This is a genomic window from Microbacterium sp. NPDC056057, assembly GCF_042266945.1.
Taxonomy (GTDB): Bacteria; Actinomycetota; Actinomycetes; order Actinomycetales; family Microbacteriaceae; genus Microbacterium; species Microbacterium trichothecenolyticum_C.
Map to the genome: position 1 here is coordinate 1,496,437 of NZ_JBHJWS010000001.1, position 25,861 is coordinate 1,522,297.

The 25,861-nt window shown below is 69.5% G+C and carries 29 protein-coding genes; 15 read left to right on the forward strand and 14 right to left on the reverse strand.

Going from position 1 to position 25,861, the window contains the following annotated elements:
• The first annotated feature begins 64 nt into the window (after nucleotides 1–64).
• The gene (locus ACFC1K_RS06335; protein WP_375870910.1) at nucleotides 65–790 is read left to right on the forward strand and encodes a DUF2306 domain-containing protein; all 726 of its coding nucleotides are present in this window, start codon (nucleotides 65–67) and stop codon (nucleotides 788–790) included.
• 167 nt (nucleotides 791–957) lie between these two features.
• Nucleotides 958–1,272, forward strand: a complete 315-nt coding sequence (locus ACFC1K_RS06340) for an EthD family reductase (protein WP_375870911.1) — start codon at nucleotides 958–960, stop codon at nucleotides 1,270–1,272.
• A gap of 3 nt (nucleotides 1,273–1,275) precedes the next feature.
• On the opposite strand, the gene ACFC1K_RS06345 is transcribed toward ACFC1K_RS06340, so the two are convergent.
• The 5 genes from ACFC1K_RS06345 to ACFC1K_RS06365 all read right to left on the reverse strand — a co-directional run bounded on the left by ACFC1K_RS06345 (nucleotide 1,276) and on the right by ACFC1K_RS06365 (nucleotide 5,573).
• Nucleotides 1,276–2,202: an LLM class F420-dependent oxidoreductase gene (locus tag ACFC1K_RS06345; protein ID WP_375870912.1), complete on the reverse strand. Its 927-nt coding sequence runs from the start codon at nucleotides 2,200–2,202 to the stop codon at nucleotides 1,276–1,278.
• A gap of 25 nt (nucleotides 2,203–2,227) precedes the next feature.
• Nucleotides 2,228–3,193, reverse strand: a complete 966-nt coding sequence (locus tag ACFC1K_RS06350; RefSeq protein WP_375870913.1) for a cation diffusion facilitator family transporter — start codon at nucleotides 3,191–3,193, stop codon at nucleotides 2,228–2,230.
• A gap of 66 nt (nucleotides 3,194–3,259) precedes the next feature.
• The gene (locus ACFC1K_RS06355; protein WP_375870914.1) at nucleotides 3,260–4,372 is read right to left on the reverse strand and encodes an alpha/beta fold hydrolase; all 1,113 of its coding nucleotides are present in this window, start codon (nucleotides 4,370–4,372) and stop codon (nucleotides 3,260–3,262) included.
• 123 nt (nucleotides 4,373–4,495) lie between these two features.
• Complete coding sequence (locus tag ACFC1K_RS06360) at nucleotides 4,496–5,167, reverse strand: SRPBCC domain-containing protein (RefSeq protein WP_375870915.1); 672 nt, start codon at nucleotides 5,165–5,167, stop codon at nucleotides 4,496–4,498.
• Nucleotide 5,168: 1 nt separating this feature from the next.
• The gene (locus ACFC1K_RS06365) at nucleotides 5,169–5,573 is read right to left on the reverse strand and encodes an ArsR/SmtB family transcription factor (RefSeq protein ID WP_375870916.1); all 405 of its coding nucleotides are present in this window, start codon (nucleotides 5,571–5,573) and stop codon (nucleotides 5,169–5,171) included.
• An 87-nt stretch (nucleotides 5,574–5,660) separates the two neighbouring features.
• Between ACFC1K_RS06365 and proC the strand changes: the two genes are divergently transcribed.
• Nucleotides 5,661–6,506, forward strand: coding sequence for a pyrroline-5-carboxylate reductase (proC, locus tag ACFC1K_RS06370; protein ID WP_375870917.1), 846 nt, complete (start codon nucleotides 5,661–5,663; stop codon nucleotides 6,504–6,506).
• A 60-nt stretch (nucleotides 6,507–6,566) separates the two neighbouring features.
• On the opposite strand, the gene ACFC1K_RS06375 is transcribed toward proC, so the two are convergent.
• The 4 genes from ACFC1K_RS06375 to ACFC1K_RS06390 all read right to left on the reverse strand — a co-directional run bounded on the left by ACFC1K_RS06375 (nucleotide 6,567) and on the right by ACFC1K_RS06390 (nucleotide 13,572).
• Nucleotides 6,567–10,922 carry a family 43 glycosylhydrolase gene (locus ACFC1K_RS06375; RefSeq protein ID WP_375870918.1) on the reverse strand — a complete coding sequence of 1,452 codons (4,356 nt, stop codon included), beginning with the start codon at nucleotides 10,920–10,922 and terminating at the stop codon, nucleotides 6,567–6,569.
• A 147-nt stretch (nucleotides 10,923–11,069) separates the two neighbouring features.
• A complete protein-coding gene (locus ACFC1K_RS06380; protein ID WP_375870919.1) occupies nucleotides 11,070–11,447 on the reverse strand; it encodes a YybH family protein in 378 nt (125 codons plus the stop codon).
• A gap of 48 nt (nucleotides 11,448–11,495) precedes the next feature.
• Entirely contained in the window at nucleotides 11,496–12,155 is a 660-nt protein-coding gene (locus ACFC1K_RS06385; protein WP_374226639.1) for a TrkA family potassium uptake protein, read from the reverse strand.
• Between the two features lie 4 nt (nucleotides 12,156–12,159).
• Entirely contained in the window at nucleotides 12,160–13,572 is a 1,413-nt protein-coding gene (locus tag ACFC1K_RS06390) for a TrkH family potassium uptake protein (RefSeq protein WP_375871160.1), read from the reverse strand.
• Between the two features lie 128 nt (nucleotides 13,573–13,700).
• On the opposite strand from ACFC1K_RS06390, the gene ACFC1K_RS06395 reads away from it, so the two are divergent.
• Nucleotides 13,701–14,111 (forward strand): metalloregulator ArsR/SmtB family transcription factor, encoded by a 411-nt coding sequence (locus ACFC1K_RS06395; RefSeq protein ID WP_310285352.1) that lies wholly within the window; start codon nucleotides 13,701–13,703, stop codon nucleotides 14,109–14,111.
• Nucleotides 14,112–14,226: 115 nt separating this feature from the next.
• Here ACFC1K_RS06395 and ACFC1K_RS06400 read toward each other — a convergent pair whose 3' ends face one another.
• On the reverse strand, nucleotides 14,227–15,018 hold the full coding sequence (locus ACFC1K_RS06400) for an ABC transporter permease (protein WP_375870920.1): 792 nt from the start codon (nucleotides 15,016–15,018) through the stop codon (nucleotides 14,227–14,229).
• The gene (locus ACFC1K_RS06405) at nucleotides 15,015–15,911 is read right to left on the reverse strand and encodes an ATP-binding cassette domain-containing protein (protein WP_375870921.1); all 897 of its coding nucleotides are present in this window, start codon (nucleotides 15,909–15,911) and stop codon (nucleotides 15,015–15,017) included. Before ACFC1K_RS06405 ends, ACFC1K_RS06400 begins: the two co-directional genes overlap by 4 nt.
• 164 nt (nucleotides 15,912–16,075) lie before the next feature.
• Here ACFC1K_RS06405 and ACFC1K_RS06410 point away from each other — a divergent pair, with 164 nt between their 5' ends.
• The 5 genes from ACFC1K_RS06410 (at nucleotide 16,076) to ACFC1K_RS06430 (ending at nucleotide 18,122) form a co-directional block, all read left to right on the forward strand.
• Entirely contained in the window at nucleotides 16,076–17,005 is a 930-nt protein-coding gene (locus tag ACFC1K_RS06410; protein ID WP_375870922.1) for a TetR/AcrR family transcriptional regulator, read from the forward strand.
• A 108-nt stretch (nucleotides 17,006–17,113) separates the two neighbouring features.
• On the forward strand, nucleotides 17,114–17,305 hold the full coding sequence (locus ACFC1K_RS06415) for a helix-turn-helix domain-containing protein (protein ID WP_019182077.1): 192 nt from the start codon (nucleotides 17,114–17,116) through the stop codon (nucleotides 17,303–17,305).
• A gap of 82 nt (nucleotides 17,306–17,387) precedes the next feature.
• Entirely contained in the window at nucleotides 17,388–17,486 is a 99-nt protein-coding gene (locus tag ACFC1K_RS06420) for a 30S ribosomal protein bS22 (protein ID WP_003792170.1), read from the forward strand.
• A gap of 82 nt (nucleotides 17,487–17,568) precedes the next feature.
• Entirely contained in the window at nucleotides 17,569–17,862 is a 294-nt protein-coding gene (locus tag ACFC1K_RS06425; protein ID WP_310285344.1) for a rhodanese-like domain-containing protein, read from the forward strand.
• Between the two features lie 8 nt (nucleotides 17,863–17,870).
• Nucleotides 17,871–18,122 (forward strand): glutaredoxin family protein, encoded by a 252-nt coding sequence (locus tag ACFC1K_RS06430; RefSeq protein ID WP_375870923.1) that lies wholly within the window; start codon nucleotides 17,871–17,873, stop codon nucleotides 18,120–18,122.
• A gap of 10 nt (nucleotides 18,123–18,132) precedes the next feature.
• On the opposite strand, the gene ACFC1K_RS06435 is transcribed toward ACFC1K_RS06430, so the two are convergent.
• The 3 genes from ACFC1K_RS06435 to aspS all read right to left on the reverse strand — a co-directional run bounded on the left by ACFC1K_RS06435 (nucleotide 18,133) and on the right by aspS (nucleotide 20,617).
• On the reverse strand, nucleotides 18,133–18,315 hold the full coding sequence (locus ACFC1K_RS06435; protein ID WP_310285340.1) for a YegP family protein: 183 nt from the start codon (nucleotides 18,313–18,315) through the stop codon (nucleotides 18,133–18,135).
• 147 nt (nucleotides 18,316–18,462) lie between these two features.
• On the reverse strand, nucleotides 18,463–19,236 hold the full coding sequence (locus ACFC1K_RS06440; RefSeq protein ID WP_375870924.1) for a tyrosine-protein phosphatase: 774 nt from the start codon (nucleotides 19,234–19,236) through the stop codon (nucleotides 18,463–18,465).
• Between the two features lie 40 nt (nucleotides 19,237–19,276).
• Complete coding sequence (gene aspS, locus ACFC1K_RS06445) at nucleotides 19,277–20,617, reverse strand: aspartate--tRNA(Asn) ligase (RefSeq protein WP_375870925.1); 1,341 nt, start codon at nucleotides 20,615–20,617, stop codon at nucleotides 19,277–19,279.
• A gap of 72 nt (nucleotides 20,618–20,689) precedes the next feature.
• On the opposite strand from aspS, the gene ACFC1K_RS06450 reads away from it, so the two are divergent.
• From ACFC1K_RS06450 to ACFC1K_RS06475, 6 genes are all read left to right on the forward strand, one after another.
• Nucleotides 20,690–21,142, forward strand: a complete 453-nt coding sequence (locus ACFC1K_RS06450) for a DUF6264 family protein (protein WP_375870926.1) — start codon at nucleotides 20,690–20,692, stop codon at nucleotides 21,140–21,142.
• A 144-nt stretch (nucleotides 21,143–21,286) separates the two neighbouring features.
• Nucleotides 21,287–21,964 carry a DedA family protein gene (locus ACFC1K_RS06455; protein ID WP_310249969.1) on the forward strand — a complete coding sequence of 226 codons (678 nt, stop codon included), beginning with the start codon at nucleotides 21,287–21,289 and terminating at the stop codon, nucleotides 21,962–21,964.
• A gap of 67 nt (nucleotides 21,965–22,031) precedes the next feature.
• Nucleotides 22,032–22,661 carry a histidine phosphatase family protein gene (locus tag ACFC1K_RS06460; protein ID WP_375870927.1) on the forward strand — a complete coding sequence of 210 codons (630 nt, stop codon included), beginning with the start codon at nucleotides 22,032–22,034 and terminating at the stop codon, nucleotides 22,659–22,661.
• On the forward strand, nucleotides 22,658–23,269 hold the full coding sequence (locus ACFC1K_RS06465; RefSeq protein ID WP_375870928.1) for a TlpA family protein disulfide reductase: 612 nt from the start codon (nucleotides 22,658–22,660) through the stop codon (nucleotides 23,267–23,269). The genes ACFC1K_RS06460 and ACFC1K_RS06465 overlap by 4 nt, the downstream gene beginning before the upstream one ends.
• Nucleotides 23,266–24,132: a cytochrome c biogenesis CcdA family protein gene (locus ACFC1K_RS06470; protein WP_375870929.1), complete on the forward strand. Its 867-nt coding sequence runs from the start codon at nucleotides 23,266–23,268 to the stop codon at nucleotides 24,130–24,132. Before ACFC1K_RS06465 ends, ACFC1K_RS06470 begins: the two co-directional genes overlap by 4 nt.
• A 16-nt stretch (nucleotides 24,133–24,148) precedes the next feature.
• Nucleotides 24,149–25,861, forward strand: coding sequence for a cytochrome c biogenesis protein ResB (locus ACFC1K_RS06475; RefSeq protein ID WP_375870930.1), 1,713 nt, complete (start codon nucleotides 24,149–24,151; stop codon nucleotides 25,859–25,861).

The window sequence follows — 25,861 nt, forward strand, 5'->3', positions numbered from 1 at the left end:
CCCCTCATCATCCGGGGGACAGCACCCTGCTGGGCCGCTCGGCTGCGGGCCTAGCGTGACGGCCATGACTCGCCTCATCGAACCCGTCCGGACCGCGCCCGCCGTCGCACGGCCGGGCGGTATCCGCTCCCGCGTCGGCTGGACGTTCGTCCTGCTGACGGCGCTCGCGATCGTCGCATACTCCGCCGTGCCGTACTTCACCGCGTCGCTGGCCGACCTCGCCGGGCAGGACGTGGGGCTCGCCCCGACCTACGCGGCGGTGCACCCGTTCGTCCAGGGAGCCCTCTACGTCCACATCGTCGGCGGAGCGACGGCGCTCGTCACCGGACCGCTGCAGTTCTGGCGCGGCCTGCGCACCCGCGCTCCGCGCGTGCACCGCTGGATCGGTCGCGTCTACCTGGTCGCGGTCGGGATCGGCGCGGTCGGCGGCCTCATCATCGCGCCTTCGAGTCCCGCCGGCTATGTCGGCTTCTTCGGATTCGGCGCGCTCGCGGTGCTGTGGCTCCTCACCGGCTGGCGTGCATACCGTGCGATCCGCCGCCGCGACGTGCCCAGCCACCAGGCCTGGATGATCCGCAACTACGCATTGACGTACTCCGGCGTCATGCTGCGCATCTGGCTGCCGTTGCTGCTGATGGCGCCGCTCCTCCTCGGGCAGCCGTGGGAACTCGACTCCGCCTTCGCGAACGCCTACGCCGCGGTGCCGTTCCTCTGCTGGCTCCCGAATCTCGTCTTCGCCGAGTGGCTCATCCGTCGTCGCGGCCTGCCGTCCTACCGCCTGCCGGTTTAGCTCCGCTCGCCGAGCTGATCGCGCGCGCAGACGCCGACGTCGACGGGCACCCTCTGGCGCGCGCGTCGACCTGGGGCCACAATCAGCGGTTACGGGGCACAACTCACCGGGAAGTGCCGGACCCGACTCCGGGATCCTGCACCCCCACGAGGCAGGGGGCAATCCACGTGACCTATCGCATCAATGTCGGATACCGGCACCCCGCCGATCCGGCGGCCTTCGACGAGTATTACCGGAACACCCACATGCCCATCGCCGCTCGGATCCCCGGGCTGGTCCGACTCAGCGCGGGGCGCACCGACTCGCTCGACGGGACCGCTCCGGAGTTCTACGTGATGGGCGAACTCCTCTTCGAATCCCGGGACTCGGCGTTGGCGGCGCTCGGCTCGCCCGAAGGGCAGGCCGCAGCGGCTGACATCGCCCACTTCGCCGACGGGGGCTTCGTGATGCTCTTCAGCCCCGAGGAATGGGCCCTGCCCTGAGCGTCAGCGGGGGAGGTGGGGGAGCACCTCGCCGAGGTACTCGACGTGTGAGACGTCCTGCAGGTCCATGATCTGGAAGTAGACGCGCTGCGCGCCGATCGCCACCAGCCGCTCGACCTTCGCAACGATCTCGTCGCGGGTGCCGACGATGTTCACGTCGCCGCGCAGTTCGTCGACGGTGCGGCCGAGGTTCTCGGCACGCCGGTCGAGTTCGGACACGGATGCCCCGGCCAGCGTCGGCAGCGCCACCGAGAGTTTGAGCGAATCGGGGTCGCGTCCGATGCGCTCGCATGCGGCGCGCACACCGGCGAACTTCTCGGCCGACTCCGCCTCGGATCTGAAGCCGATGTTGAACTCGGTCGCGAACCGCGCCGCGAGCTCGGGGGTGCGCTTCGGCCCGCCGCCGCCCACGATGACGGGAACCCGGGACTGCACCGGCTTCGGCAGGGCGGGGGCATCCACCAGTCGGTAGTGCTCGCCCGCGAAGCTGTAGGTTTCGCTGACGGGGGTCGACCACAGTCCGGTCACGATCGCGAGCTGCTCCTCGAGGAGCCCGAACCGCTTGGCTGGGAACGGGATGCCGTAGGCCTCGTGCTCGCGACCGAACCACCCCGTGCCGAGGCCGAGCTCGACGCGGCCGCCCGACATCGCATCGACCTGAGCCACCTGGATCGCCAGCAGCCCCGGAACCCGGTACGTCACCGACGACACGAGCGTGCCCAGGCGGATGCGGGAGGTCTCGCGGGCGAGTCCTGCCAGCGTGGTCCACGCGTCGGTGGGACCGGGAAGCCCGTCGCCGTCGCCCATGTGCAGGTAGTGGTCGGAGCGGAAGAAGCCGTCGAAGCCGAGACGCTCGGCCGCCTGCGCGAAAGCGAGCTGGTCGTCGTAGCTCGCGCCCTGCTGGGGCTCGGTGAAGATGCAGTATTCCATGGCGGTCGCTGAGCCTGTCGAGCGGTCAGTCGGCCGACTTGATGACGAACTCCGACGTGGGCGGCGTCGCGTCGTCACCGGGCCGGTAGACGTCGGGCTCGAAGTAGATGATGCGCGCCGCCGGCACCGCCGCGCGCACGCGAGCCTCGACGCGGTCGATGTCGGACGCGACGTGGACGAGCGGCGCATCCGACGCGAAGCCGAGCTTCGCCGCGACGAGGAGCTCGTCGGGGCCGAGGTAGAGCGTCTTGATGTGGATGATCTTCTCGACCTCGGGCCCGTCGTTGATGGCGTCCACGATGCGGTCGTGATCGGCATCGGTCGCACCCTCGCCGACGAGGAGGCTCTTGGTCTCGATGCCGAGCGTGATGGCCACGAGGATCAGCAGCGTGCCGATCATGAGCGTGCCGATCGCGTCGAACACGGAGTTGTGCGTGATCACCGTCAGGCCGACGCCGAACAGTGCGAACACAAGGCCGGTGAGCGCCGCGATGTCTTCGAGCAGCACGACCGGGAGCTCGGGAGCCTTGGCGTGCCGCACGAACGAGACCCACGACTGGCCTTTCGCCCGGATGTGGTTGCTCTCCTTGACGGCCGTGCGCAGCGAGAACGACTCGAGCACGATCGCGACGACGAGCACCGTGATCGGGATCCACGCGTTCTCGAGCTCGTGCGGGTGCGTGAGCTTGTCGATGCCCTCGTAGATCGAGAAGAGGCCGCCGACCGAGAACAGGATGATCGAGACGACGAAGGCGTACACGTACCGCTCACGGCCGTAGCCGAAGGGGTGCTCGCGGTCGGCCTTCTTCTTCGCCTGGCGGCCGCCGAGCATGAGCAGCAGCTGGTTGCCCGAATCGGCGACCGAGTGGATGGCCTCGGCGAGCATCGACGCCGAGCCCGACAGGAACCACGCGATGAACTTCGCCAGGGCGATGCCCATGTTGGCCAGGAACGCCGCGAGGATCGCCTTGCCGCCGCCGGAAGCACTCATGCGGATGAGTCTACGGATGCTGCGACCCGCGCTCCGCACCCCTTGCGCGTCGGTGACCGCCCTGTCTCAGTCGGACGAGCGCAGGATGATCGCCTCGGTCGGCGGGGCGGGATCGTGCGGGTGCCCGACGTACCCGATGACCTCGAGCAGCGCGTGGCGGAACTCGGCCGGCCGCTCCAGGTGCGGCGAGTGCCCGGCGCCGTCGAGGGCGATCTCGGTGACCTCGCCGCCGGCGTCGGAGTAGCGGGCCAGGACGTCGCGCGTCTGCGACACCATCTCCTGCGGCGGCGCGACGTCGTCGCCGGGCCAGCCGGGGACGATGCCGAGCTTTCCGAGGTGGTTGAAGTCGTAGAAGGACGCGTCTGAGACGATCGCGTCGGCGGTGCCGTGGATCCACAGGATCGGCGGCTTCTCGGCGAGATCGACGATGCTCGACACGTCGAAGTGGCCGGGGGTCATGGTGTTGAGCACCCCGAGGTCGCCGGCGCCGAAGCCGGGCCAGTTCTCACTCGACACCATGTCACCGGGGTAGTTGCCGGTCGCCGTCGAGGTCGTGAGCATCGACTCGACCCAGAGGTCCTCGTTGTCGGTCTGATACCCGGGTGCGACGTAGCCGGAGCGGAAGACGTTGCGGGGCGAGGTCGGCGCCTCGTCCGTCTCGTCGTGGTCGATCAGGCGTTGGACGAAGTCCGGGTTCGCACCGCCACCGCCGCACCCCGCATCGTCATCGGTGAGGCGCGAGCCGTCGCGGCGGGTGCCGCCGAAACCGTACGGCGACACGGGCGCCTGGAGGGTGAGGCTGAGCGCGCCGTGGTCGAGCGCGTACTGCATCACGACGCCGCCCCCCATCGACCAGCCGACGAGGTGCGCGCTCGCGATTCCGAGAGCCTCAAGCGTCGCGCGCACGTCGTCGCTGAAGTCGCGAACCCCGCGCGTCGCGTCGATGGGTGCGTGTTCCGTTCCACCGAAACCCCGCAGGTCGATCGCGAGAACCCGCAGGTCGTGGGGCAGGTCCTGCATCATCTCCTGCCAGAACAGCGACGACGACACGTTGCCGTGGATGAACACCACCGTGCGCTCCGGCGGAGTCGCAGGGTCGTCGCCGGTGCGTTCCAGCACGTTCACCGTCAGGCCGGGCGTTTCGACGCTGCGTGCGGCGATGCCGTCGAAGAGGGTCATTCCGGGTGCCTCCCACATCCTGCGGGAGCCTCTGCGCCCCCGCCCACTCATGAGAATAGACCGGCCGTCAGTTCTTGTGAATCGGGTTTCATGTTCCGGATGCCGCGGCCCCGGGCCATCCGGTCACTCCTGTGTGGACGGCGGGGTCTGGCCGGTGTAGAAGGCGTACGTGTGGTCGGCGGCACGCGCGGCGGCGGCGGGGTCGGCGCCATCGGCGGCGTGCGCGGCACCCCACGCGTCGGCGGCGCCGCGATAGAACGCGCGACCCTCGTCCGTGAACGCCCACGCCTCGGCGTCCTCGGGCTTCGGCCCGCCGCCACCGGTGAGGTGCAGGCCGAGTCCGAGCAGGCCGCCGTCCCAGCCGACACCGGTGGCGCCGGGGCCGTAGAGGTCCCAGAACTCGGCGGGGACGTCGTCGGTGCGGGCGATGTGCTCCAGCTCGAAGCGGGTCGCCTCGTCCCCCTCGGCGGTGAGCCGCACCGTGAGCCACGTCACGCCCCCGCCGTACTCCCACGTCGCCTTGTAGTGCGCGGCGCCGCCTGCGGGAGGCGCGCACTCCTGGACCTCGCCGCCGGCATTGCCCTCGATCTGGTAGCGGCCGCCGAGCATGAGGTCTCCGGAGATCGGCTGGAACCATCGGGCGATCCGGTCCGCACTGGTGACGGCATCCCACACGTCGTCGATGGGGGACGGATAGGTCTGCGCGAGCGTCTGCACGCGCGACGGGAAGCCGTCGACCTCTTCGCTGGCGATCTCGCGGCTCACCGCGGCGAGCTGGCTCTGTACGTCGACCATGTCATTCCTCCTGGGGTTCGATCGTGTCGGTGTCGTCGGTGTCTGAGTCTTCGGTGTCGCCGGCGGTGTCCTGTTCGGCGAGACGCCGAGCGCGGCGACCGCGGGCGAGCTCGGTGCCGAGGGCGTCGAGATGCGGCTGCCAGAACCGCCGGAACGGGTCGAACCAGGCCGCGGCGTTCTCGAGCGGCTCCGGCGCGATCGCGTAGAGGCGGCGGGCGCCCTCCGGCCGCACGGTCGCGAAGCCCGACTCGCGCAGCACCCGCAGGTGCTGCGACACCGCGGGCTGCGAGATGCCGAATTCGCGCTGCACCGTCTCGCCGATCTCGCCGGCGCTGCGCTCGCCCTCCGCCAGGAGTTCGAGGATGCGCCGGCGCACCGGGTCTCCGAGGATGTCGAGCGCGTGCACAGACTCATGATTGCGCGGAAACTTATATAAGTCAATACCGATAGATAGCGAGGGCGGAGTTACCGGGCGGCTCGTAGGATCGGACCCATGGCTGCAGACACCCCCGCCCTCCCGCCCATCGCGATCCTCGGCGCCGGCTCGATGGGGGGCGCGATCGCCCGGGGCCTGTCGCGCTCCGGGCTCGCGGCCGGGGGAGTGACGACGACGAACCGCTCCCTCGCCAAGGCTGCCGAGCTCGACGGTCTCGCGGGCGTGACGAGCGTGGCGCTCGAGGCGCATCCGGCGGGGAACACGGATGCCGCGGCCGCCGCGGGCGTCGTGCTCCTGGGCGTCAAGCCGGTCATGGTGCCGGACCTGCTGCGCGAGATCGCGCCGGCGCTGCAGCCGGGCACCATCGTGGTGAGCCTCGCAGCGGGTGTCACGATCGCGACGTTCGAGGAGATCCTGGGTGCTGGCGTCGCCGTGCTGCGCTCGATGCCGAACACCCCCGCCCTCGTCGGTCGCGGCGTCACGGGGCTCGCGGCGGGCTCGCACGCCGACGACACCGCGGTCGCCACAGTCCGCCGGCTGTTCGAGACCGTCGGCACCGTCGTCGAAGTGCCCGAGTCGCAGATCGACGCGCTGTCCACGATCTCGGGCTCGGGTCCGGCATACTTCTTCCTGCTGGTGGAGGAGTTCACGAAGGCCGCGGTCGGCAAGGGCTTCGCCCAGCCCGAGGCGCGGCTCATGGCGGAGCAGACCTTCATCGGCGCCGCGGCGCTGCTCGAGGCATCCGGTGACGATCCCGCGGAGCTGCGCCGGCGCGTGACCAGCCCGAAGGGTACGACCGAGCGGGCCATCGCGGTCCTCCAGGACGCTCGCCTCGACGACGTGTTCGCCGAGGCGACGGACGCGGCCCTCGCCCGCGCCAAGGAGCTCGCCGCCGGAGGCTGAACGCTCACGCGAACGGAGGAGCCCCCCGGCTACGGCCGAGGGGCTCCTCCGTTCGGTGAGTCAGCCGCAGGACTGCACGGCGTACGCGGGATGCACCACGGTGGATGCCTCCTCGCCGGCGACCCTCGCGGTCACCGTCACGCTGCCGACCTCGGCCGAGACGAGCCGCGTCGCGAAGCTCTGCGCCGTGGTCTTGCCCGGCTGCAGGTTCGCCACGGTCTTCGACCCGTACTCCGACACGATCTCCACCGTGATCGGCACGTCGTCGAGGTTGGTCGTCTGCACCGCGAGGTAGACCTTCCCCGCGACGCAGCGCGTACTCGCGACGCCCGACACCTCCGGTCCCTGCGAGGGGACCGTCTGCGCCGGCACGCTCTCGAGGGTCGGCGTGACCGGCTTGATGAGGCCGTCCGCACCGAACTCGAGCTTGTCGATCGTCGTCTCACGGTGTGTGCCGTCGCCACCGGGCATTCCGAACCGGTGGTACGCGATGTACCAGTCGTCGGTGCCCGGGACGTTGATGATCGAGCTGTGACCGGTGCCCTTGATGCCGAGCGCCAGGTTCTTCTGCAGGATCACGCCGCGGTACGTCCACGGACCGTTCATGCTGGTCGCGGTGGCGTAGCCGACGCGGTAGTTCTCCGACCCGGTGTCGTCGATCGCGTAGGTGAGGTGGTACAGCCCGTTGCGGTAGTTGAAGAAGACGCCCTCGCGGAAGTCCGTCAGACCGCTGATCCGCTGGTACGTGCCCGGCTTGATCGACACCATGTCGTCGTTCAGCTCGGCCAGCACCGGACCGCTCGTCGCGCTGCCGTTGCCCCATCCCAGGTACCACTTGCCGGTGACCGGATCGTGGAATGCGGCCGGGTCGATCGCCTGGCCCGACGTGACGGCTTCGTTGTTGAGGATCATCGCCGTCGGCTGGGCGATGAACGGGCCCTCGGGGCTGTCGGCCACCGCGACGCCGATCGTCTTGCGGTTGTACGTCGGGTTGTGGCCGCTGAAGTAGAAGTAGTACTTCCCGTCACGCTCGATGACCGTCGGCGCCCAGGCGTTGCCGGACGCCCACGGCACGTTGCCGTTCACGCCGTCGAGGGTGAGGAACGGCTGCGCCGCCCGCTCCCAGTTGACGAGGTCCTTCGACTTCCACGTGTAGAACGTGTTGCCACCCCAGCCGGCCAGGCCGTCGGTCGTCGCGTAGATGTAGTACGTGTCGCCGAACACCGCGATGTTCGGGTCGGCGTAGAACCCCGGCAGCACCGGGCTGTTCACGATGCGAGCTTCGATCTTCCATGTGGCCGTCGTTCCGTCCGGCTTCGTGAGCGTGTACTCGACGGGCTGGGTGAGGTCGACCGTCGTGCCCGAGGCGGGCGAGACGGTGGCTCCCGGAACCGTCGAGAACGTCGGGGCGAGTGCCGAGACATCCGTCCCCTTCTTCACGGGCAGCACGACCGAGTGGGCCGTGGCGTCGACGATCGGCGCGACCTTGAGCGCATCGGCGTTCGCGAGCGACACGTCGAGGAGCTGGTCGGTGACACCCGCGTTCGCGAGCACCTCGGCCTGAGACAGTGCGCGGTTGTAGACGCTCACGTTGTCGTACCAGCCCTGGAAGTAGCCGTCCGCGGAGTAGAACGACTTGCCGAGGTACGCGGCAAGGCTCGTGCCGAGGTCACTGACCTTGGTGTTCAGCGCGGTGTTCTGCCCCATCCGGATGCCGTCGGAGTACACCGTCATCGTGGTGCCTTCGAACACGACGTCGATGTGGTGCCACTGGCCCGACGTCACCGACCCCGTCACCGCGGACTCCGACGTGTACGTGGCCTGCGTGATGGCGCTGCGCACATCACCTCCGCGAACGCGTAGGAAGTAGTACTTGTTCGAGTCCTTTCCGAGAGCGAACGTGAAGAAGTTCCCGCTGGTCTTCTCCGACTTGACGTCCATCGACACGGTCATGGTGTCGCGCCCGTCGAAGAAGCCGGTCGGGAACGACGCGAACCCGTTCGTCGACCCGTCGAGCTTGAGCGCCTTGCCCTTGACGGCATCCGTCGCCACCGCCGCCGTGCCCGACGCCGTCAGGTTCGCCGTGCCGATCGAGTCCTTCAGCGTGCCGTCGTCGAAGGTGTACTTCGCGATCGGCTCCTGCTGGGGCTCCTCCGGATCCGTCGGGTCGACCGGCTCGTCGCCGTAGGCGGCGAGCAGTCGCTCCTCTTCGGCGGCCGACAGCCGCAGCACCGAGCCGTGGCGGAAGGCCTGATCGAACGAGTACTGGTTCGCGCCCGATCCTGCGCTCAGCTGCGTGAACTGCAGGCTGGCGAGCGTGTCGGCGGTCTGCGCGTAGTAGCCGCTCTGGTCGCCCATGACCGACCACCGCCCGTCGGGGAGCTGATAGACCGTGAGACCCTCCATCGAGGTGCGCAGACCGTGCGCTGCGGCCTCGCCGCGGGCGATGACCGTGGTCCAGGGCCCGTCCAGGCTCGGGGCGGTGTCGACGACCGTGTGCCAGTCCGAGGTCGAGAAGCGGTAGTAGGTGTCACCTTCCTTCGCGATGGTCGTGTCGATGATGTTCGGGCCGGTGACGCCGTCGCCCTTGGCGTTCAGCGAGAGCCAGATCTCCGGCGTCGTGAACGTCGTGAAGTCACGGGTCTTGGTGAGGTAGACGCGCAGCGCCCAGTCGTTCGTGCCGTTGTCGACCTTGTCGCGGGCGGACCAGTACACGTAGTACTCGCCGGTCGCCTCGTTGTAGATCGCCTCGGGCGCCCACACGCAGCCCGCCTTGTCGAACCCGGCGAACACGATGCGCTGGTCGCTCCAGTTCACGAGGTCGGTCGACTCCCACACCACGATGTTCTGACTGGCGTTCAGCTGATCCCAACCCGAACCTCCGGCCCCACCGCCCTCGGCGTGGAGGTCGGTGCCGATGATCCAGTACTTGTCGCCCTCGGGAGAGCGCACGAGATGCGGGTCGCGCACGCCGAGGTCGCCGGCGAGGTTCGCGAGGATCGGCTGGTTGTCGTTGAGCTTGTCCCAGTGCAGGCCGTCTTCGCTGTAGCCGTAGAAGATCTTCTCGTAGCCGCCGTTGGTCGCGAAGTGCGTCCACAGGTAGCCGGCCGAGTAGTCCTTGTCGAGGCCCGCCGGCGCGGCCTTGACGGTCACGGAGATCGCGCGCTGCACGCCCGATCCGGGGACCGTCGCCGTGAGGGTGACGGCGGTGTCGGTGGTGCCGCGGGTGACGACGCCGGCCGCCTTGCCGCCCTGCGCCGTCGTCGTGATGACGCCGGCAGGCGAGGCCGTCCACGTGATGGCGCTGCCGTTCTCGGGGCCCGACGCCGGCAGCGTGATGTTGCCGCGGATATCGGTCGCGTTGGGGATCACGACCGCGTCGAGGTCCGCCTGGGCGAGTGCCTCACTGCCCGGCTGCGGGAGCACGGTCGCAGCGAACTGCCTGGTCTGCGTCGAGCCCGCGCGGGTGACGGTCGCCGTCAGCGTGACGGCGGCGGGCTGTTGGCCGGCGGCCGGACGCGTCACGCCGCCGGTCGCGGAGATGACACCGGCGTTGCTCGTCGCCCAGGTCACGCTCGATCCGTTCGCCGCCGTCGACGGGAGCGTGAGGTTCGCGGTGACAGCGGTGAGGTCTCCGAGCGAGAGGGACGCCGCGTCGCGCTGTACGCGCGTCGCGTCGGTCGGCGCGAGCGCGGCGACCTCGGTCGCCGTCAGCGCGGAGTCGTAGATCCGCACGTTGCGCAGGCTCCCCGCGAGGTACTTGTCGGCGTTGTAGACGGAGCGGCCGAGGTAGTTGGCCGTCGTGACGCCGCCGCCGATGGCGCTCGGCTTGGTCGTGATGCCGGTGCTCTGACCGACCTGGACGCCGTCGAGATACACGCGGGCCGTGTCGGTCGCGTCGTCGAGCGTGTAGGTGATGGTCTTCCAGACGTCGCGCGTCAGATTCGCGTTGCTGTTGACGGTCTGCTCCGTCGTCCAGTTGCCCGTCGCGATCGAGGTCTTGTAGGTGTTGCCGGTGGAGTACAGGTACCCGTTGCCGACTCCCGAGCCGTCGGTGTTGCCGAACCCGTAGATGAAGTACGCGGTGGCCTGGGAGGCGCGCACGAGCACGTCGGCGCTCACGCTGATCGAGTCCAGTCCCGCGAGGAAGTTGTTCGGCAGTCTGATGTGGTCGTCGGTGCCGTCCAGTCGTACGCCTTCGCCACCGGTGAGCGTAGGCCCACCGACGTAGGTGGCGTTCTTCCCCGACCCCGAGGCATCCGTCGCCACGGTGCCGGAGGTCTCGTCCAGCAGATAGTGCGCGACCAGGTGGGGCTCTGCGGCCAGCGCGGGCTGGGTCGCCGCGACGGCGCCCGTGACCCCCAGTGCCAGTGCCGTCAGCCCGGCGACCGCTCTTCGCACGCGTGCGTGCCTCATTGCAGATCCTTTCCGTCCCGGTCGTCGGCGGCCGGGACGCGTCGACCCCCGATGGTCGACCCGCGGGGAATGTTATCGCTCACTGTGAGCGCGAACAAGGATCTGTTTGTAACGATCGAAATGGCGAGCCCGCAGCCCGTCGCGAGTTCAGCTCGCCTTCGACCGGTCCATCCACCACTCGGTGAACGAGTCCGCGCGACCGTCGTCGGCCAGCGTCACCATCCAGAGATTGCTGTAGCGGCGGCCCGACGTGTACGTCGTCTCGCCCTGGATGAACGCGAGGCGCCCGTCGACGCCGACCACACGGCCCTCGAAGCTCCAGGACCCGGGTTCATCCTGCCGGTCGAGCCAGGACGCCACGATCGCGTCCTGGCCGCGCAGCGGCTCGACCCACGGCTCGTACCGATACTCGGCGCCGTCGGTGAAGATGGCGCGGATGTCGTCGGCGTCATTGGACGCCCAGGCCCGGCGATAGCCGTCGAGCCAGCGCCGGGCATCCGCGATGATGCTCTCTCGATCGCTCATGCCGCCAGTCTGCCTCCGCCCGGCGACATCCGCGCGGGGTGCGGCCGATCAGCGCTCGAGGGACGCGAAGCGCTCGATGTCGGAGTTGGTGCCCGACACGATGATGAGGTCGTGGTTGGTGACCACGGTGTTCGCCTCGGCGTAGCGGAACGGCTTGCCCGGGCTCTTCACGCCCACGACCGTCACGTTGTACTTCGTGCGCACGCCCGACTCGTTGAGGCCGACGCCACGGATGAACTTCGGCGGGTAGAGCTTCGCGAGGGCGAAGTCGTCGTCGAACCGGATGAAGTCGAGCATGCGGCCGCTCACGAGGTGCGCGACGCGCTCGCCGGCCTCGCGCTCGGGGTAGATCACATGGTTCGCGCCGACGCGGGCGAGGATCTTGCCGTGCGACTGCGAGACCGCCTTGGCCCAGATCTGCGGCACCTTGAGGTCGACCAGGTTGGCGGTGATGAGGACGGATGCCTCGATCGACGAGCCGACCGCGACGACGGCGACCGAGAAGTCCTGGGCGCCGATCTGCTTCAGCGCATCGATGTTGCGGGCGTCCGCCTGGACGGTGTGAGTGACGCGCTCCGACCACTTCTGCACGAGATCGAGGTTGTCGTCGATGGCGAGCACTTCGCGGTCGAGCCGGTCGAGCTCACCCGCGCAGGCGGCGCCGAAGCGCCCGAGTCCGATCACGAGAACGGGCGCATCGCCCCTCATCCGCTCAACCAACGATCGGCCTTTCCACGGGCAGCGAGTACAGCTGCGATCGGGATGACGCGGCCACCGCCGCGGCGAGTGTCACTGTACCAACGCGGCCCATGACGATCGTGATCGCGAGCACGTAGACCGCGGGATCCGGGAGTTCGGCGGTGAGTCCGGTCGACAAGCCGACGGTGGCGAACCCCGAGATCACGTCGAAGAGCACGTCGCCGAGATCGGCCTTCGTGATCTGCGTGATGATGATCGTCGAGATCGCGACGATCGTCGATCCCCAGGCGACGACCGAGAGGGCGACCCGCAGCACGTCGCTGGGGATGCGCCGGCCGAACACCTGGTTCGACGCGCGCCCCTTCGCCTCCGAGATCACCGCGAGGGCGATGACGGCGAGCGTGGTGACCTTGATGCCACCCGCGGTCGACGCCGAGCCGCCGCCGACGAACATGAGCATGCACGCGACCAGCAGGCTGGACTGGTTCAGCTCGCCGATGTCGAGGATCGCGAAGCCGCCGGATCTGGTCATCGCCGACAGGAAGAACGCCTGGAACGTCGTGTCCCACGCGTCGTTCGTGCCGAGGGTGAGGAGGTTGTCGTACTCGAGAACGAGGAACACGACGCCGCCGAGGAAGAACAGGCCGACCGTGGTGATGACGGTGAGCTTCGCGTGCAGCGACCAGCGTCGCACCCGCCACCGCTGGCGGAGGAGGGTGTAGATCACCGGGAATCCGATGGAGCCGAGGAACACGCCGGCCATGAGCACGGTGAGGAAGAAGTAGTCGTGGCGGAACGGCGCGAGGCCCTCCGCGTTCGGGGTGAACCCCGTGTTCGTGAACGACATCGCCGCATAGAACGGCGCCTCCCAGAGGGCGACGTCCCACGGCACGCCCGCGACGATGAGTCCGGGGTACAGCAGGATCGCGATGATCGTCTCGATCACCAGGGTGGACAGGGCCACCGTCGCGAGCAGGCTGCCGATCTGGCCGAGCTGCACCGTCTGGCCCTCGTTGACCGGTCCGCCGTGCGTGCGGAGGGGATTCGAGTCGCTCGCCGCGATGAGCTTCGCGCGCAGGCCGAGGCGCCGCGAGATCACCAGGCCGAGGATCGAGGCGAGCGTCAGCACGCCGAGCGCACCGATCTGAACGCCGACGAACACGAGCACGTGCCCGAACGGCGACCAGTGCGTCGCCATGTCGACGGTCGCGAGGCCGGTGACGCAGATCGTCGACACGGCCGTGAAGAACGCGTCGGCGAACGGGGTGACCTGCCCGTTCGCGGCGGCGACGGGGAGTGAGAAGAGCCCCGTGAAGACGAGGATCAGCGACAGGAAGATGAGGATCGCGAACCGGGCGGGGGAGCGCTGGGTGAGATCCCGGAAGAACTCCATGAACCCGTGGCCGAGGGCGCGCAACGGGCTCATGCCTGAGACGGGGGCGGCGCGCCTGCCATCCGTCATACGGGGTTCCTCCTGGTGCGAACGGTCCTCGTGCGGGCGGCCCGGCGGTCTCGCTCATGGTACTCCGCTGGGCTCCCGACTAATCTGAGCACATGGCGGACATCTTCGACGTGATCGCAGACGGAACGCGTCGCGACATCCTGCGACTGCTGCTCGATCGATCATCCGCCGGAGAGCGCGGCACCAGCGTGTCGCACATCGTGACCGAACTCGGCGCCAGCCAGCCGACCGTCTCGAAGCACCTCAAGGTCCTGCGTGACGCCCACCTGGTGTCGGTGCGCGAAGAGGGCCAGCACCGTTATTACAGCCTCTCCGCCGCACCCCTCGACGAGGTCGACGACTGGCTCGTGCCTTTCCTCGACGACGACGGCGTGGACGCGGGCGACACCGCCGGAGCAGCCTTGACCGACTCCGCCGCCCACGCGGCCGAGGTCGTCGGCCGTGCCGCCGCGTCAGCCAAGCACGCCCTCGAGAACGCCTTCAAGCGCCTCCCCGGCCGCTGACCTGTGAGAACACGGTCCCCACGCCCCCTCCACTCGCCGCTGACGCGTCGAGCGGAGCCTCCGGGCGCGTGGGCCCAGCTGCGGCCCGCAGCATCCGTCTTCGTCTCGTCACGCGTCAGTGGCGACGACTCTTGCGGCCGAAGAGCCACGCGCCCCACACCGCCGAGATCGCGACGATCGCGAGGCACCAGCCGATGGCCCACCACGGCTCGCTGCCGAGGTCGGTACCCATGAGGAGGCCGCGGAGGGTCTCGATGATCGGGGTGATCGGCTGGTTCTCGGCGACCGACTGCAGCCACTCCGGCATGGTCTCGACCGGCACGAAGGCGCTCGAGAGGTACGGCAGGAACAGGATGATGAACCCGTAGCCGGACGCCGCCTCGGGGCTGCCGGCCGCCAGGCCGATCGAGGCGAACAGATACGTGATCGCGAGGATGTACAGCGCGATGAGTCCGGCCGCGCCGATCCACGCGAGGAGGTCGGCGTGCGGGCGGAACCCGACGAGGAGCCCGACGCCGATGACGACGGCGGTCGCGACGAGGTTGCGGGCGAGGCTCGCCACGACGTGACCCGTGAGCACGGCGCCGCTGCGCAGCGGCATCGTGCGGAAGCGGTCGATGATGCCGCTGGACATGTCGCGCGCGACGTAGGTCGCGGTCGTCGCGGCCCCGAAGCCTGCGCAGAGCAGGATGATGCCGGGCACGACGTAGTCGACGTAGGCCCCGCCGGGCTCGATCGCGCCGCCGAACACGAACGTGAACAGCAGCATGAGCATCACCGGCAGCAGGATCGACATGCTGAGCGATTCGCCGTCGCGCAGCGACTGCGTGAGGCTGCGGCCGACGAACACCGACTCGGCGGTGAAGCCGCGCAGCCGCGGGCGAGGGGCGATGGCGGTCGTGGTCATGCGAGCTCCTTGGCGGCGGGGGCGTGGGATGCGCCGGTGAGGGACAGGAAGACGTCGTCGAGGGTGGGCCGTCGCAGCGTGACCTCGGCGCCGGGCACCCCGTCGCCGAGCTGATCCATCGCCGAGCGGAGGCCGTCGATCGACCCGTCGGTGGGGATCTCGCGCAGCACCTCGCCGTCGGCGCCGGTGAGCACGACGGTGTCGGTGCCCACGAGCGCCTTGAGTTCGCCGGGGGTACCGGTCGCGACGATGCGGCCGCCGTCGAGGACGGCGATGCGGCCGGCGAGCTGATCCGCCTCCTCGAGGTACTGAGTCGTGAGGAACACGGTGGTGCCGGCGCTCGCGAGCGACCGGATGACGTCCCACAGGTCGCGGCGACTGCGCGGGTCGACGCCGGTGGTGGGCTCGTCGAGGAACAGCACCTCGGGCACGACGACGAAGCTGAGGGCGAGGTCGAGACGTCGGCGCATGCCGCCGGAGTAGGTGCTCACGCGGCGGGTGGCAGCATCCGTGAGCGCGAAGCGTTCCAGAAGCTCGGCCGCGCGCAGCTTCGCGGCCCGCGGCGACAGTCCTGACAGGCGCCCCAGCATGACGAGGTTCTCGACGCCGGTGAGCATGTCGTCCACCGCGGCGGACTGCCCGGTGAGCGCGATGCGCCCGCGCACCGCGTCCGGATCCGTCGCGACATCGTGCCCTGCCACGCGCGCGACGCCGGCATCGGGGCTCAGCAGCGTCGTGAGGATCGAGATGGTCGTCGTCTTGCCCGCGCCGTTCGCGCCGAGGAGGGCGAAGATCTCGCCGCGTTCGACGGTGAGATCGAGGCGATCGAGGACGAGGGAGCGCCCGAAGCTCTTGCCGAGCCCGCGGACGTCGATGGCGGGTTCTGGGCCCACGCGCCGAGAGGCTCCGCGCGACGCGCCAGCGGCGTGTGGAGGAGGTGTGGGGATCATCGCGAGCATCCTTCCGTCAAATCGTGTAGGGGAGAAACTGTTTATGCCAGTAACTGTTTATGACGCTAACACACTGTTTACGGAATAAACAGTCTTAGACTGACGCCATGACGGATGCAGTCGAGCCCGAGCTTCCGCGGGGGATCGCCCTCGCGTGGGGCGTGGCCGCCAACCCGCAGCGCGGCCCCAAGCGCGAGATGAGCGTCGAGCGCATCGTGGAGGCGGCGGTGGACATCGCGGATGCCGAGGGCCTCGGCGCGGTGTCGATGGCCGCCGTGGCGGCTCGACTGGGCTTCACGCCGATGTCGCTCTACCGCTACGTCAACGCGAAGGAAGACCTCATCCTGCTGATGCAGGAGGAGGCGACCGGCGCCCCCTCGGAGGCGACGCGGACGGCCGGCGGATGGCGCGAGCGGCTCGAGGCGCTGTACCGCGAGCAGCTGCAGAACTACCTCACGCACCCGTGGGTGCTCGACATCCCGATCTCGGGGGTGCCGGCGACGCCGAACAGCGCCGCGTGGATGGACGCCGGACTGAGCGCGCTCGCCGAGACCGACCTCACCTACACGGAGCGCCTCGCTGTCATGCTGCTGGTCACCGGCACCGCGCACTGGGCCGGCACGATCCTCGCGGGCTACGCGCGAGTCGAGCGCGAGAGGGGTGTCGACGGCCAGGCCATCAGCCGCAGCGAGGACGCGATGTTCCGCACCCTCATCACGGCCGACGCGTACCCCGAGCTTCGCGCCGCGATCGAGGCCGGCGCCTTCCTCGACGAGTCGGATCCCTTCTCGTTCGCCCTCGCCCGCGGCCTCGAAGGGGTCAGCGACTACATCGCCGCGACCGGCGACGGACGCCGGGAGCGCCCGCAGTCGTGGGTCGAGCGGGACGACGCCGACATCGCCGACGACAAGAAGTTCCGCGAGGCGCGCAAGGCGGTGCGCGACGCCGAGAAGGTGCTACGCGACGCCCACAGGCTCGAGCGCCAGGCCGCCCGCGAGGCCCGCGATCGACGCACCCGTCAGCGACCCGAGATGTGATCGCCCCACGGGTATCACTTGTCACAGGATTCACACCAGTCTCTGTGTTTACACGCGGGTCGCGCGCGTTCTAGAGTGACTGCAGCACTTCTGGGGAAGGGGATCGACATGGCTGAACTGCCGGACGTGCGCTTCCTCACGGTGGCCGAGGTCGCCGAGTTGATGCGGGTCTCGAAGATGACGGTCTACCGCCTCGTACACTCGGGCGAGCTGCCCGCGGTGCGGTTCGGCCGCAGCTACCGCGTGCCCGAGTCCGCGGTCACCGAGGCTCTGCAACGGCCGATCGCCGACGTCGGCTAGACTGTTCCGAGGCATTTTTCCTTTTGCCCCGTTCCCGGGCGCGGCCAAACCGCGTCCAGACCCCGATCTAGTGAGGTTTTCCGTGGGTTCTGTCATCAAGAAGCGCCGCAAGCGCATGGCGAAGAAGAAGCACCGCAAGCTGCTTCGCAAGACTCGCCACCAGCGCCGCAACAAGAAGTAAGCGGCATCCGCACCAAGCGCCTGTCTCCGGACGGGCGCTTCGTGTATCCGTGCCCGCAGAGCCCGCGACCCGAGAGGCCGTCATGAAGTCCATCACCGTCCAGCAGCTGCACGAGCGCGTCGAGACCCCGCTCATCGACGTGCGCGAGGTCGACGAGTACGCCGCAGGACACGTGCCCGGCGCGGTCAACATCCCGATGTCGGTCATCGGCGGTCGCCTCGACGAGCTGCCCGACGGCGCGTTCGACGTCATCTGCGCGATCGGCGGCCGTTCGGGTCGCGTGGTCGAGGCTCTCGAGGCGCGCGGCTACGACGTCACCAACGTCGACGGCGGCACCAACGAGTGGATCGCGGCCGGCTTCCCGGTCGAGGCCTGACGGCGCCCGTGAGGACCGTCACCCTCATCGGCAAGCCCGACTGCCACCTGTGCGACGTCGCACGCGAGGTCGTCGAGACCGTCGTGGCGGAGCTGCCCGAGGACGCGGTCGACGTCCAGGAGCTCTCGATCGCCGACGAACCCTCCCTCTACGCGACGTGGTGGGAGAAGATCCCCGTGGTGCTCATCGACGGCGAGCTGCACGGGCACTGGCGCGTGTCGCCCGACCGCCTGCGTGCGGCGCTGACCGCCGCACGCTGACGGACCGGCGTCACTTCTCGATCTCTTCGACCTCCGCGCCGGGCGCGTTCGTCTTGACCGACTCGATGCCGTTCAGTGCGCTCGCCTTCGACGAGTACCCCTGACTGGTCGCGATCACCTGTCCGTTCGACGCCTTCAGGTTGAAGCGCCAGTCTCCGCCCTTGTCGGTCCACAGTTCGAACTTGCCCGCCATCGGAGCCCCCTCGATCGATGTGGGATGCGAACGGATGCTGCGCACCCCGGCGCTGCGCGTCGCGTTCACGCTATCGGCGCCCGGGCTCCACGGGAAGGGGCCGTCGGCGGCGTCCTGGCTCCCCCCTCGGATGACGGATGCTGCGGCTCACGCCGTCAGGCGTGCCCGGAGTGCGTCGAGCTCGTCGTCGGTGAGACCGCCCGACTGCAGGTAGGCGGCGGATCCGCCCTGGGCGTCGATCCACGTGAGCGCCTGCTCGATCGCGGCGGGAGGCGTCTCGGTCACGAGGGTGCGCAGGGAATCCGTGATCGGCACGCCCATCGCCGTCAGGGTGCCGAGCATGCCGTCGGCCCAGGGGCCGGCGAGATTCGTCTGCGAGGACGCGTAGTCGGCGACGATCGCGTCGCGCTCCGCGCCCGCGGCGTCGAGCATCAGGGCGACCGCCACTCCCGTGCGATCCTTGCCCGCGGTGCAGTGCACGAGCACCGCCGTCGGCTCGTCGTCGGTGGATGCGCCGACGAGGCGTGCCACCCCGGCGAAGGTGCCGGCGCCGTGGGCGAGCATCGACAGGTACAGCTCGCCGAGAGTCGGCAGCTGCGCCAGCACCGTCGCGAACGACTCCGGCACCGCCGTGGCATCGGGACCGACGGCGGGCTGAGGCAGGGCGCCCTCGAGGAGGGTGAGCGACTCGACGCGGAACGGGCGTGACACCGGAACCCGGTCGGGGGCCATCTGCTGTTCGACGGGGGTGCGGAAGTCGGCGATCACGCCTACCGCCGTGTCGGCGAGCTGCGCGAGTCCGTCGTCGGTGAGCGCGTTGAGCGCGGCCGAACGGTAGAGGACGCCGCTGCGGATCACGCCGCCCGAGGTCAGCGGCATCCCGCCGGTGTCGCGGAAGTTGAACAGACCCTCGATCGCCATGCGACTCACCCTAGCCGCCAGGCGGTGCGCCGCCGGCGCGTCAGGGGGCGAGGCGCGTGGGTCCTCGGAAGAGGTAGGTGACCTCGCGGATCGAGTCCTGGCCGAGCAGCAGCATGAGCACGCGCGCAAGGCCCATGCCGAACCCGCCGTGGGGCGGGGCCCCGTAGCGGAAGAAGTCGAAGTAGAAGTCGAGGTGCTCGGCCCCGAGACCCTTCTCCTTGGCCTGCTCGATCAGCACGTCGACGCGGTGCTCGCGCTGCGCGCCCGTGGTGATCTCCACGCCCTTGAAGAGGAGGTCGTAGGACTTGGTGAGCCCGGTCTCCTCGTCGCGCATGTGGTAGAACGCGCGGATCTCGGGGTGGTAGTCGGTGACGAAGACGAACTGGTGGCCGTAGGTCTCCTCGACGTACGCGGAGATCTGGCGCTCGCCTTCGGGGTCGAGGTCGCCGTCGGTGCGGGGGATCTCGTAACCGCGGCTCTTCACGATCTCGCGGGCTTCGGCCAGCGGGATGCGGGGGAACGGGATCGCGGGCACCTGCACCTCGAGGCCGAACAGCTCCTCGATCTCGGCGCCGTGCTTGTCCTTCACGGCCTGGAACGCGGTCTGCAGGAGTTCCTCCTGCATGCGCGCGACGTCCTCGTGGGAGTCGATCCAGCTGATCTCGGCGTCGACCGAGGTGAACTCGGTCGCGTGGCGCGACGTGAACGACGGGTCGGCGCGGAAGGCGGGGGCGATCTCGAAGATCTTGCCGAAGCCGGCGACCTGCGCCATCTGCTTGAAGAACTGCGGCGACTGCGCGAGGTACGCGGTCTTGTCCTCGAAGTACGGCACCTCGAACAGCTCGGCGTTGGACTCGGATGCCGAGGCCATGAGCTTGGGGGAGTGCACCTCGATGTAGTCGCGCTCGATCCAGTACGAGCGGAAGGCGTGCTCGAGGGTCGTCTGCACGCGGAAGACGAGGTTGTTGCGGCGCTGGCGCAGGTCGAGGAAGCGCCAGTCCATGCGCTTGTCGAGACCCGAGTCCGCCGCGATGGGCGTCTCGGGGAGGGCGGCCGCCGCGATGTCGAGCGCATCGATCTTGATCTCGACGCCGCCGAGCTTCACGCGCTCGTCGTGCTTGAGCTCGCCGGCCACGGTCAGGAAGGTGCCCGTGGCGAGGTTCGAGATGAGGTCCGTGAGGGCCAGGGCCGCAGCATCCTGTTCCGTGCCGTCTTCTGCCGGGCGCGTCGCGGGGTTCACCAGCTGCACGGCGCCGGACTCATCACGGAGGATGACGAACTGCACCTTCTTCTGATCGCGGACGGTCTCGACCCATCCGGAGACGGAGACGGGGCCGTCGGGGAGACCCTGCAGCTGCTTGACGAGGACGCGTTCACTCACGAGCGACAAGTCTAGGTGACGCGCCGCACTCGCCTTCTCGCCGAAATCCGCACCCACCGCTACCATGCGGGCATGACCACGCCGGAACCCGACCAGCCTGCGCCGGCTGGGACCGCGGCGGCGCCGCCTCCCTATCCGGGCGGCCCCGCCTACACGCCGTCCCCCGAGGGCGCAGCGCCGGCGAAGCCGCCGGTGAAGGTCCTCGACCTCGTGATCACGATCGTGCTGCTGGTCGCCGACGCGGTCCTGGCGACGCTGGCGTCGTTCATGGGGATCTTCCTCGTGATGGCGTCGGATTCGTGCGGCGCCCGCGACTGCAACGTCGATCTCATCACCCTCGGGTGGCTGATGGGCATGATCCTGCCGTGGGTGATGCTCGTCGCGACGGTGGTCGTGGCGATCGTGCTGATGGTCAAGCGACGCCTCGCCTTCTGGGTGCCGCTCGTGGGAGCCGCCTTGATCGTGCTGTCGCTCGTCGCCGCGTTCATGGTGGCCTCGGCCGCGGTTCCCGGTTCGACGCTCTGACTCGAGCGGGCCCCGCGAGGTTCATCGCCTTCCGGGGGTCTGCACCCGGGTTTCGTTCATCCTCGCCCCGTAGCGTGGACGGCGTCGCGTCGAACAGTCGCGGCCGCCGCCACGAAAATGCCACCGACGGACGGGATCCGACGAATGACGACTGCGACGACGACCGACGGCTCCTGGCTCACCGCCCTCGCGGACTGGGCGGTCTCCCTGATGGACGTGATCGGACCCGCCGGGGCGGGTATTGCGATCGCGATGGAGAACCTGTTCCCGCCGCTGCCGAGCGAGGTGATCCTGCCGATGGCGGGCCTCGCGGCCAGCCGCGGGTCGTTCTCGCTGGTCGAGGCGCTGGTGTGGACCACCGTCGGATCGGTCGTCGGCGCCCTCCTCCTCTATGGGCTCGGCGCGTGGCTCGGGATCGCGCGGCTGCGCGCGATCGCGACCAAGGTGCCGCTGCTGCACCCGGAGGACATCGACCGCACGGTCGCATGGTTCGGGCGCCACGGCGGCAAGGCCGTGTTCTTCGGACGCATGATCCCGATCTTCCGGAGCCTCATCTCCATCCCCGCGGGCATCACCCGCATGCCGGTCTGGCGGTTCACGCTGCTCACCGCGGCGGGAAGCCTGGTGTGGAACTCGATCTTCGTGTTCTCGGGCTTCTTCCTCGGGGAGTCGTGGCACATCGTCGAGCGGTACGCCGACATCCTGCAGTACGTCGTCATCGCGGCTGCCGTGATCGGGGTCGCCTGGTTCCTCTATGTGCGGGTCCGCGCCCTCCTCGAGTCCCGCGGCACCTCCGGCGGCCCCGAGCCCGAGCTCGACTGACGCGAGCCCGCCGAAGCTGGGAGAACGCTCAGCCGGTCCACAGAAGACCCCCACGTAGACTGGGCCGGTGCCCGCCGCTCGCCTTCATCTCGTGCGCCACGGGGAGGTCCACAACCCTGCCCGCGTGCTCTACGGGCGACTCCCCGGATACGGGCTGAGCGCCGACGGCCGTCACATGGCCCGGCAGGCCGCCGAGTACATCAGGTCGCTCGAGCGTCCCGTGTCGGCGCTCGTGAGCTCGCCCTTGCAGCGCACCCAGGAGTCGGCCGAGCCGTTCACCGAGCTCTTCGGCCTCGCCCCGGTCATCGACGAGCGGGTCATCGAGCCGACCAACGTCTTCGAGGGCAAGCGCATGGCGCGGGCGCTCGTGAATCCCTGGAACTGGCGGCACCTCCGCAAGCCGGCACTGCCCAGTTGGGGCGAGCCGTATGCGGACGTCGTGGGCCGAATGAACAAGGCCATGACAGAGGCTTGGGATGCTGCGGACTCGGGCGACGTCGTCATCGTGTCGCACCAGCTCCCGATCTGGATCACCCACCTCGCGGTCGCCGGGCTCCCGCTCCGGCACGACCCCCGCGCGCGACGCTGCGCGCTGTCGAGCGTGACGAGCTTCGAGATGGTCGACGGCAAGTGGACCGAGACCGCCTACGCCGAGCCGGCGTCGACGGCCGGTGCGGTGGATGTGGGGGCGGTATGACTGAGCGGTTCCGGAAGGCGCGGGCGGCAGCATCCGCTCTCCTCGTCGTCGGGCTGATCGCCGGTCTCGCCGCGTGCACGAGCGACCCCCTCGCCGAGCAGTACCGCTCGGGCGACAACAAAGGCTTCGTCGCGGCCGACGGCTTCACCGTCAAGGAGACCCCGGCCGCCGATCGCACCGAACCCGTGGAGTTCGAGGGCGTGCTCGACACCGGCGGCACGACCTCGAGCGCGGACTATGCGGGCGACGTGCTCGTCGTGAACTTCTGGTACGCCGGCTGCGCGCCCTGCCGGGTCGAGGCTCCTGAGCTGGCCGCGGTCGACGCGGAGTTCCAGGGCCAGGGCGTCTCGTTCCTCGGGGTGAACCTGTACGACGGCGCCGCGGCATCGCAGGCGTTCGCCGAGAAGTACGGGGTGGAGTATCCCAGCGCGCTGGCGACCGAGGACGGCTCGATCAAGCTCGCCTTCGCGGCCGAGACCCCGCTCAACGCCGTGCCCGTCACGCTCGTGCTCGACAAGCAGGGCCGTGTCGCGGCGCGCCTGGTCGGCCAGATCGCGTCAGCGTCGATCCTCGAGACGATCGTGCGCGACGCCCTGGAGGAGTCGTGAACCTCGGCGCCCTCGTCGCCGACGGCTCGCTCCTGATCGCCATCCCCATCGCGATCCTCGCCGGCGCCATCTCGTTCCTCTCGCCGTGCGTGCTGCCGCTCGTTCCGGGGTACCTCGGGTTCATCGGCGGCGCGGTGAGCGCTCGCCCAGCCGGTTCTGCCGCCCGCGCGTCGAAGCGCCGGGCGGAACCCGCCGTTTCCGGCGCCGGCGCGACGGAAACAGCGATCGAGCCCGGCGCTGTGACGCCGGCGCCGGCCGGCACCGTCACCGCAGACGCCGAACCCGCGCGCGGCCGCCTGGTGCTGGGAGTGCTCCTCTTCATCGCGGGGTTCACCGTCGTCTTCGTCAGCATGGCGATGCTCGGCGGCACCCTCGGCCGCTTCCTGCTCGAATACCAGGACCTCATCACGCGCATCCTCGGCGTCGTCATCATCGCGATGGGGCTCGTCTTCATCGGGTGGTTCGGCATGGCGCAGCGCATCGCGCGGCCGCAGGTGAGGGGCAACCTCGGACTGATCGGCGCGCCGCTCCTGGGCATCGCGCTCGGCATCGGCTGGGCGCCGTGCATCGGCCCGACCCTGGCCGTCATCCTGACGATGGCCTTCGACTCGGGCTCGGCCGCGCGCGCCGCGCTCCTGGGTGTGGCGTACTCGCTGGGGCTCGGCATCCCGTTCCTCCTCCTCACGCTGGGATTCGGGTGGGCGACGCGCTCGGTGTCGTTCCTGCGCCGCCACATCCGCGTCGTCAACCTCATCGGCGGCGCCGTGCTCATCGTTCTCGGCCTCCTCATGGTGACCGGTGTCTGGACGGCCGTGATGGCCCAGCTCCAGGGGGTGTTCGCCAGTGTCCCGGCCCCGCTCTGACGCTCCGGAAGGTTCAGTGACCGACGACGTGACCGACCCGCTCCGGCCCTCCGACCACGCGGACTCCGCGGCGTCCGACATCAACCAGCCTGCTCTGGGCGTCGTCGGGTGGCTGCGCTGGGGCTGGCGCCAGCTCACCTCGATGCGCACCGCGCTCGTGCTCCTGCTGCTGCTCGCGATCGCCGCCGTGCCCGGCTCGCTCGTGCCGCAGCGCAGCGCCGACCCCAACGGCGTGCGCCAGTACTTCGTCGACAACGCCGACCTCGCACCGGTGCTCGACAAGCTGAGCCTGTTCGACGTGTACACCTCGCCGTGGTTCTCGGCGATCTACATCCTGCTGTTCGTCTCGCTCGTCGGCTGCGTCATCCCGCGCACCAAGCACCACTACAAGGCCATGCGCGCGCAGCCGCCGCGCACCCCCGCGCGACTGGCTCGCCTGGACGCGCACCGCTCCGAGATCCTCGAGTACCAGGACGACACGGATGCTGCCGCCGCAGCGACGGCCGCCATCGAGGCCGCCCAGCAGCAACTGAAGAAGGCGGGGTACCGCGTCGCCCGCTACGACGGCGCGAAGTCGCTTTCGGTGTCGGCGGAGCGCGGGTACCTGCGCGAGACGGGCAACCTCGTGTTCCACGCCGCGCTGGTCGGGGTGCTGCTCGCGGTCGGCATCGGCGGCGGGTTCACCTACACCGGGCAGACCGTCATCATCGAGGGCCGCACGTGGGTCAACACGATGCTCGACTACACGTCGTTCAACCCCGGCCGGTTCGTCGACGAGGACGCCCTCCAGCCCTACGCGCTCACGCTCGACGAGTTCTCGCTCTCCTACGTCGCCCCCGGCGCGAAGGGCGCGGGGCAGGCCGGCGACTTCGTCGCGCACCTGACGACGCAGTTCCCGAACGCCGATGCCGAAACAGGCGAGGTGCGCGTCAACCACCCGCTGCAGATCGCGGGCGACAAGGTGTACCTGATGGGCAACGGCTACGCGCCGACCATCACGATCCGAAACAGCGACGGCGACGTGGTCTTCTCGGAGTCCGTGCCGTTCCTGCCGCAGGACAACAACATGACCTCGCAGGGGGTCGTGAAGGTTCCCGACGGCCTCCGTGAGCAGGTGGGCCTGGTCGGCTTCTTCTATCCGACCGCGCAGGAGCTGACCAACGGCGCCTACACCTCGGTGTACGGCGACCTCGAGTACCCGATGCTCACCTTCTGGGTCTACGCCGGCGACCTCGGCATCGACGGGGGTGTGCCGAAGTCGGTGTACACGCTCGACCCGAGCGAGATGACGCAGCTCGCCGGCGGCGATTCGGGCACCGATTCGCTCGAGCTCAAGCCCGGCGACACCGTCGATCTTCCGGACGGCCTCGGCACGATCACGTTCGAGAACGAGACACCGGACGCCGCCGGCTTCCAGGACTCGGTCAAGCGGTACGTGTCGCTCTCGATCCATCGCGACGCCGCCGCGACGTGGGTGCTGGTGTTCGCCGTGCTCGCGCTGGCGGGCCTGATCTCCGCGCTCTTCGTGCCGCGCCGGCGCATGTGGGTCAAGGCGACGCGCCAGGGCCACACCGTGCACCTCGAATACGCCGGCCTCGCGCGCGGCGAGGACCCCGCGCTCGACGGCGCGGTCGAGCAGTTCACCCAGCGCCACCTCGCGTCGCTCGCCGACCGCGCTGCCGCGGGCGAACGTCCCACCAAGCCCGAATCCACCCCCGACGTAGACTGA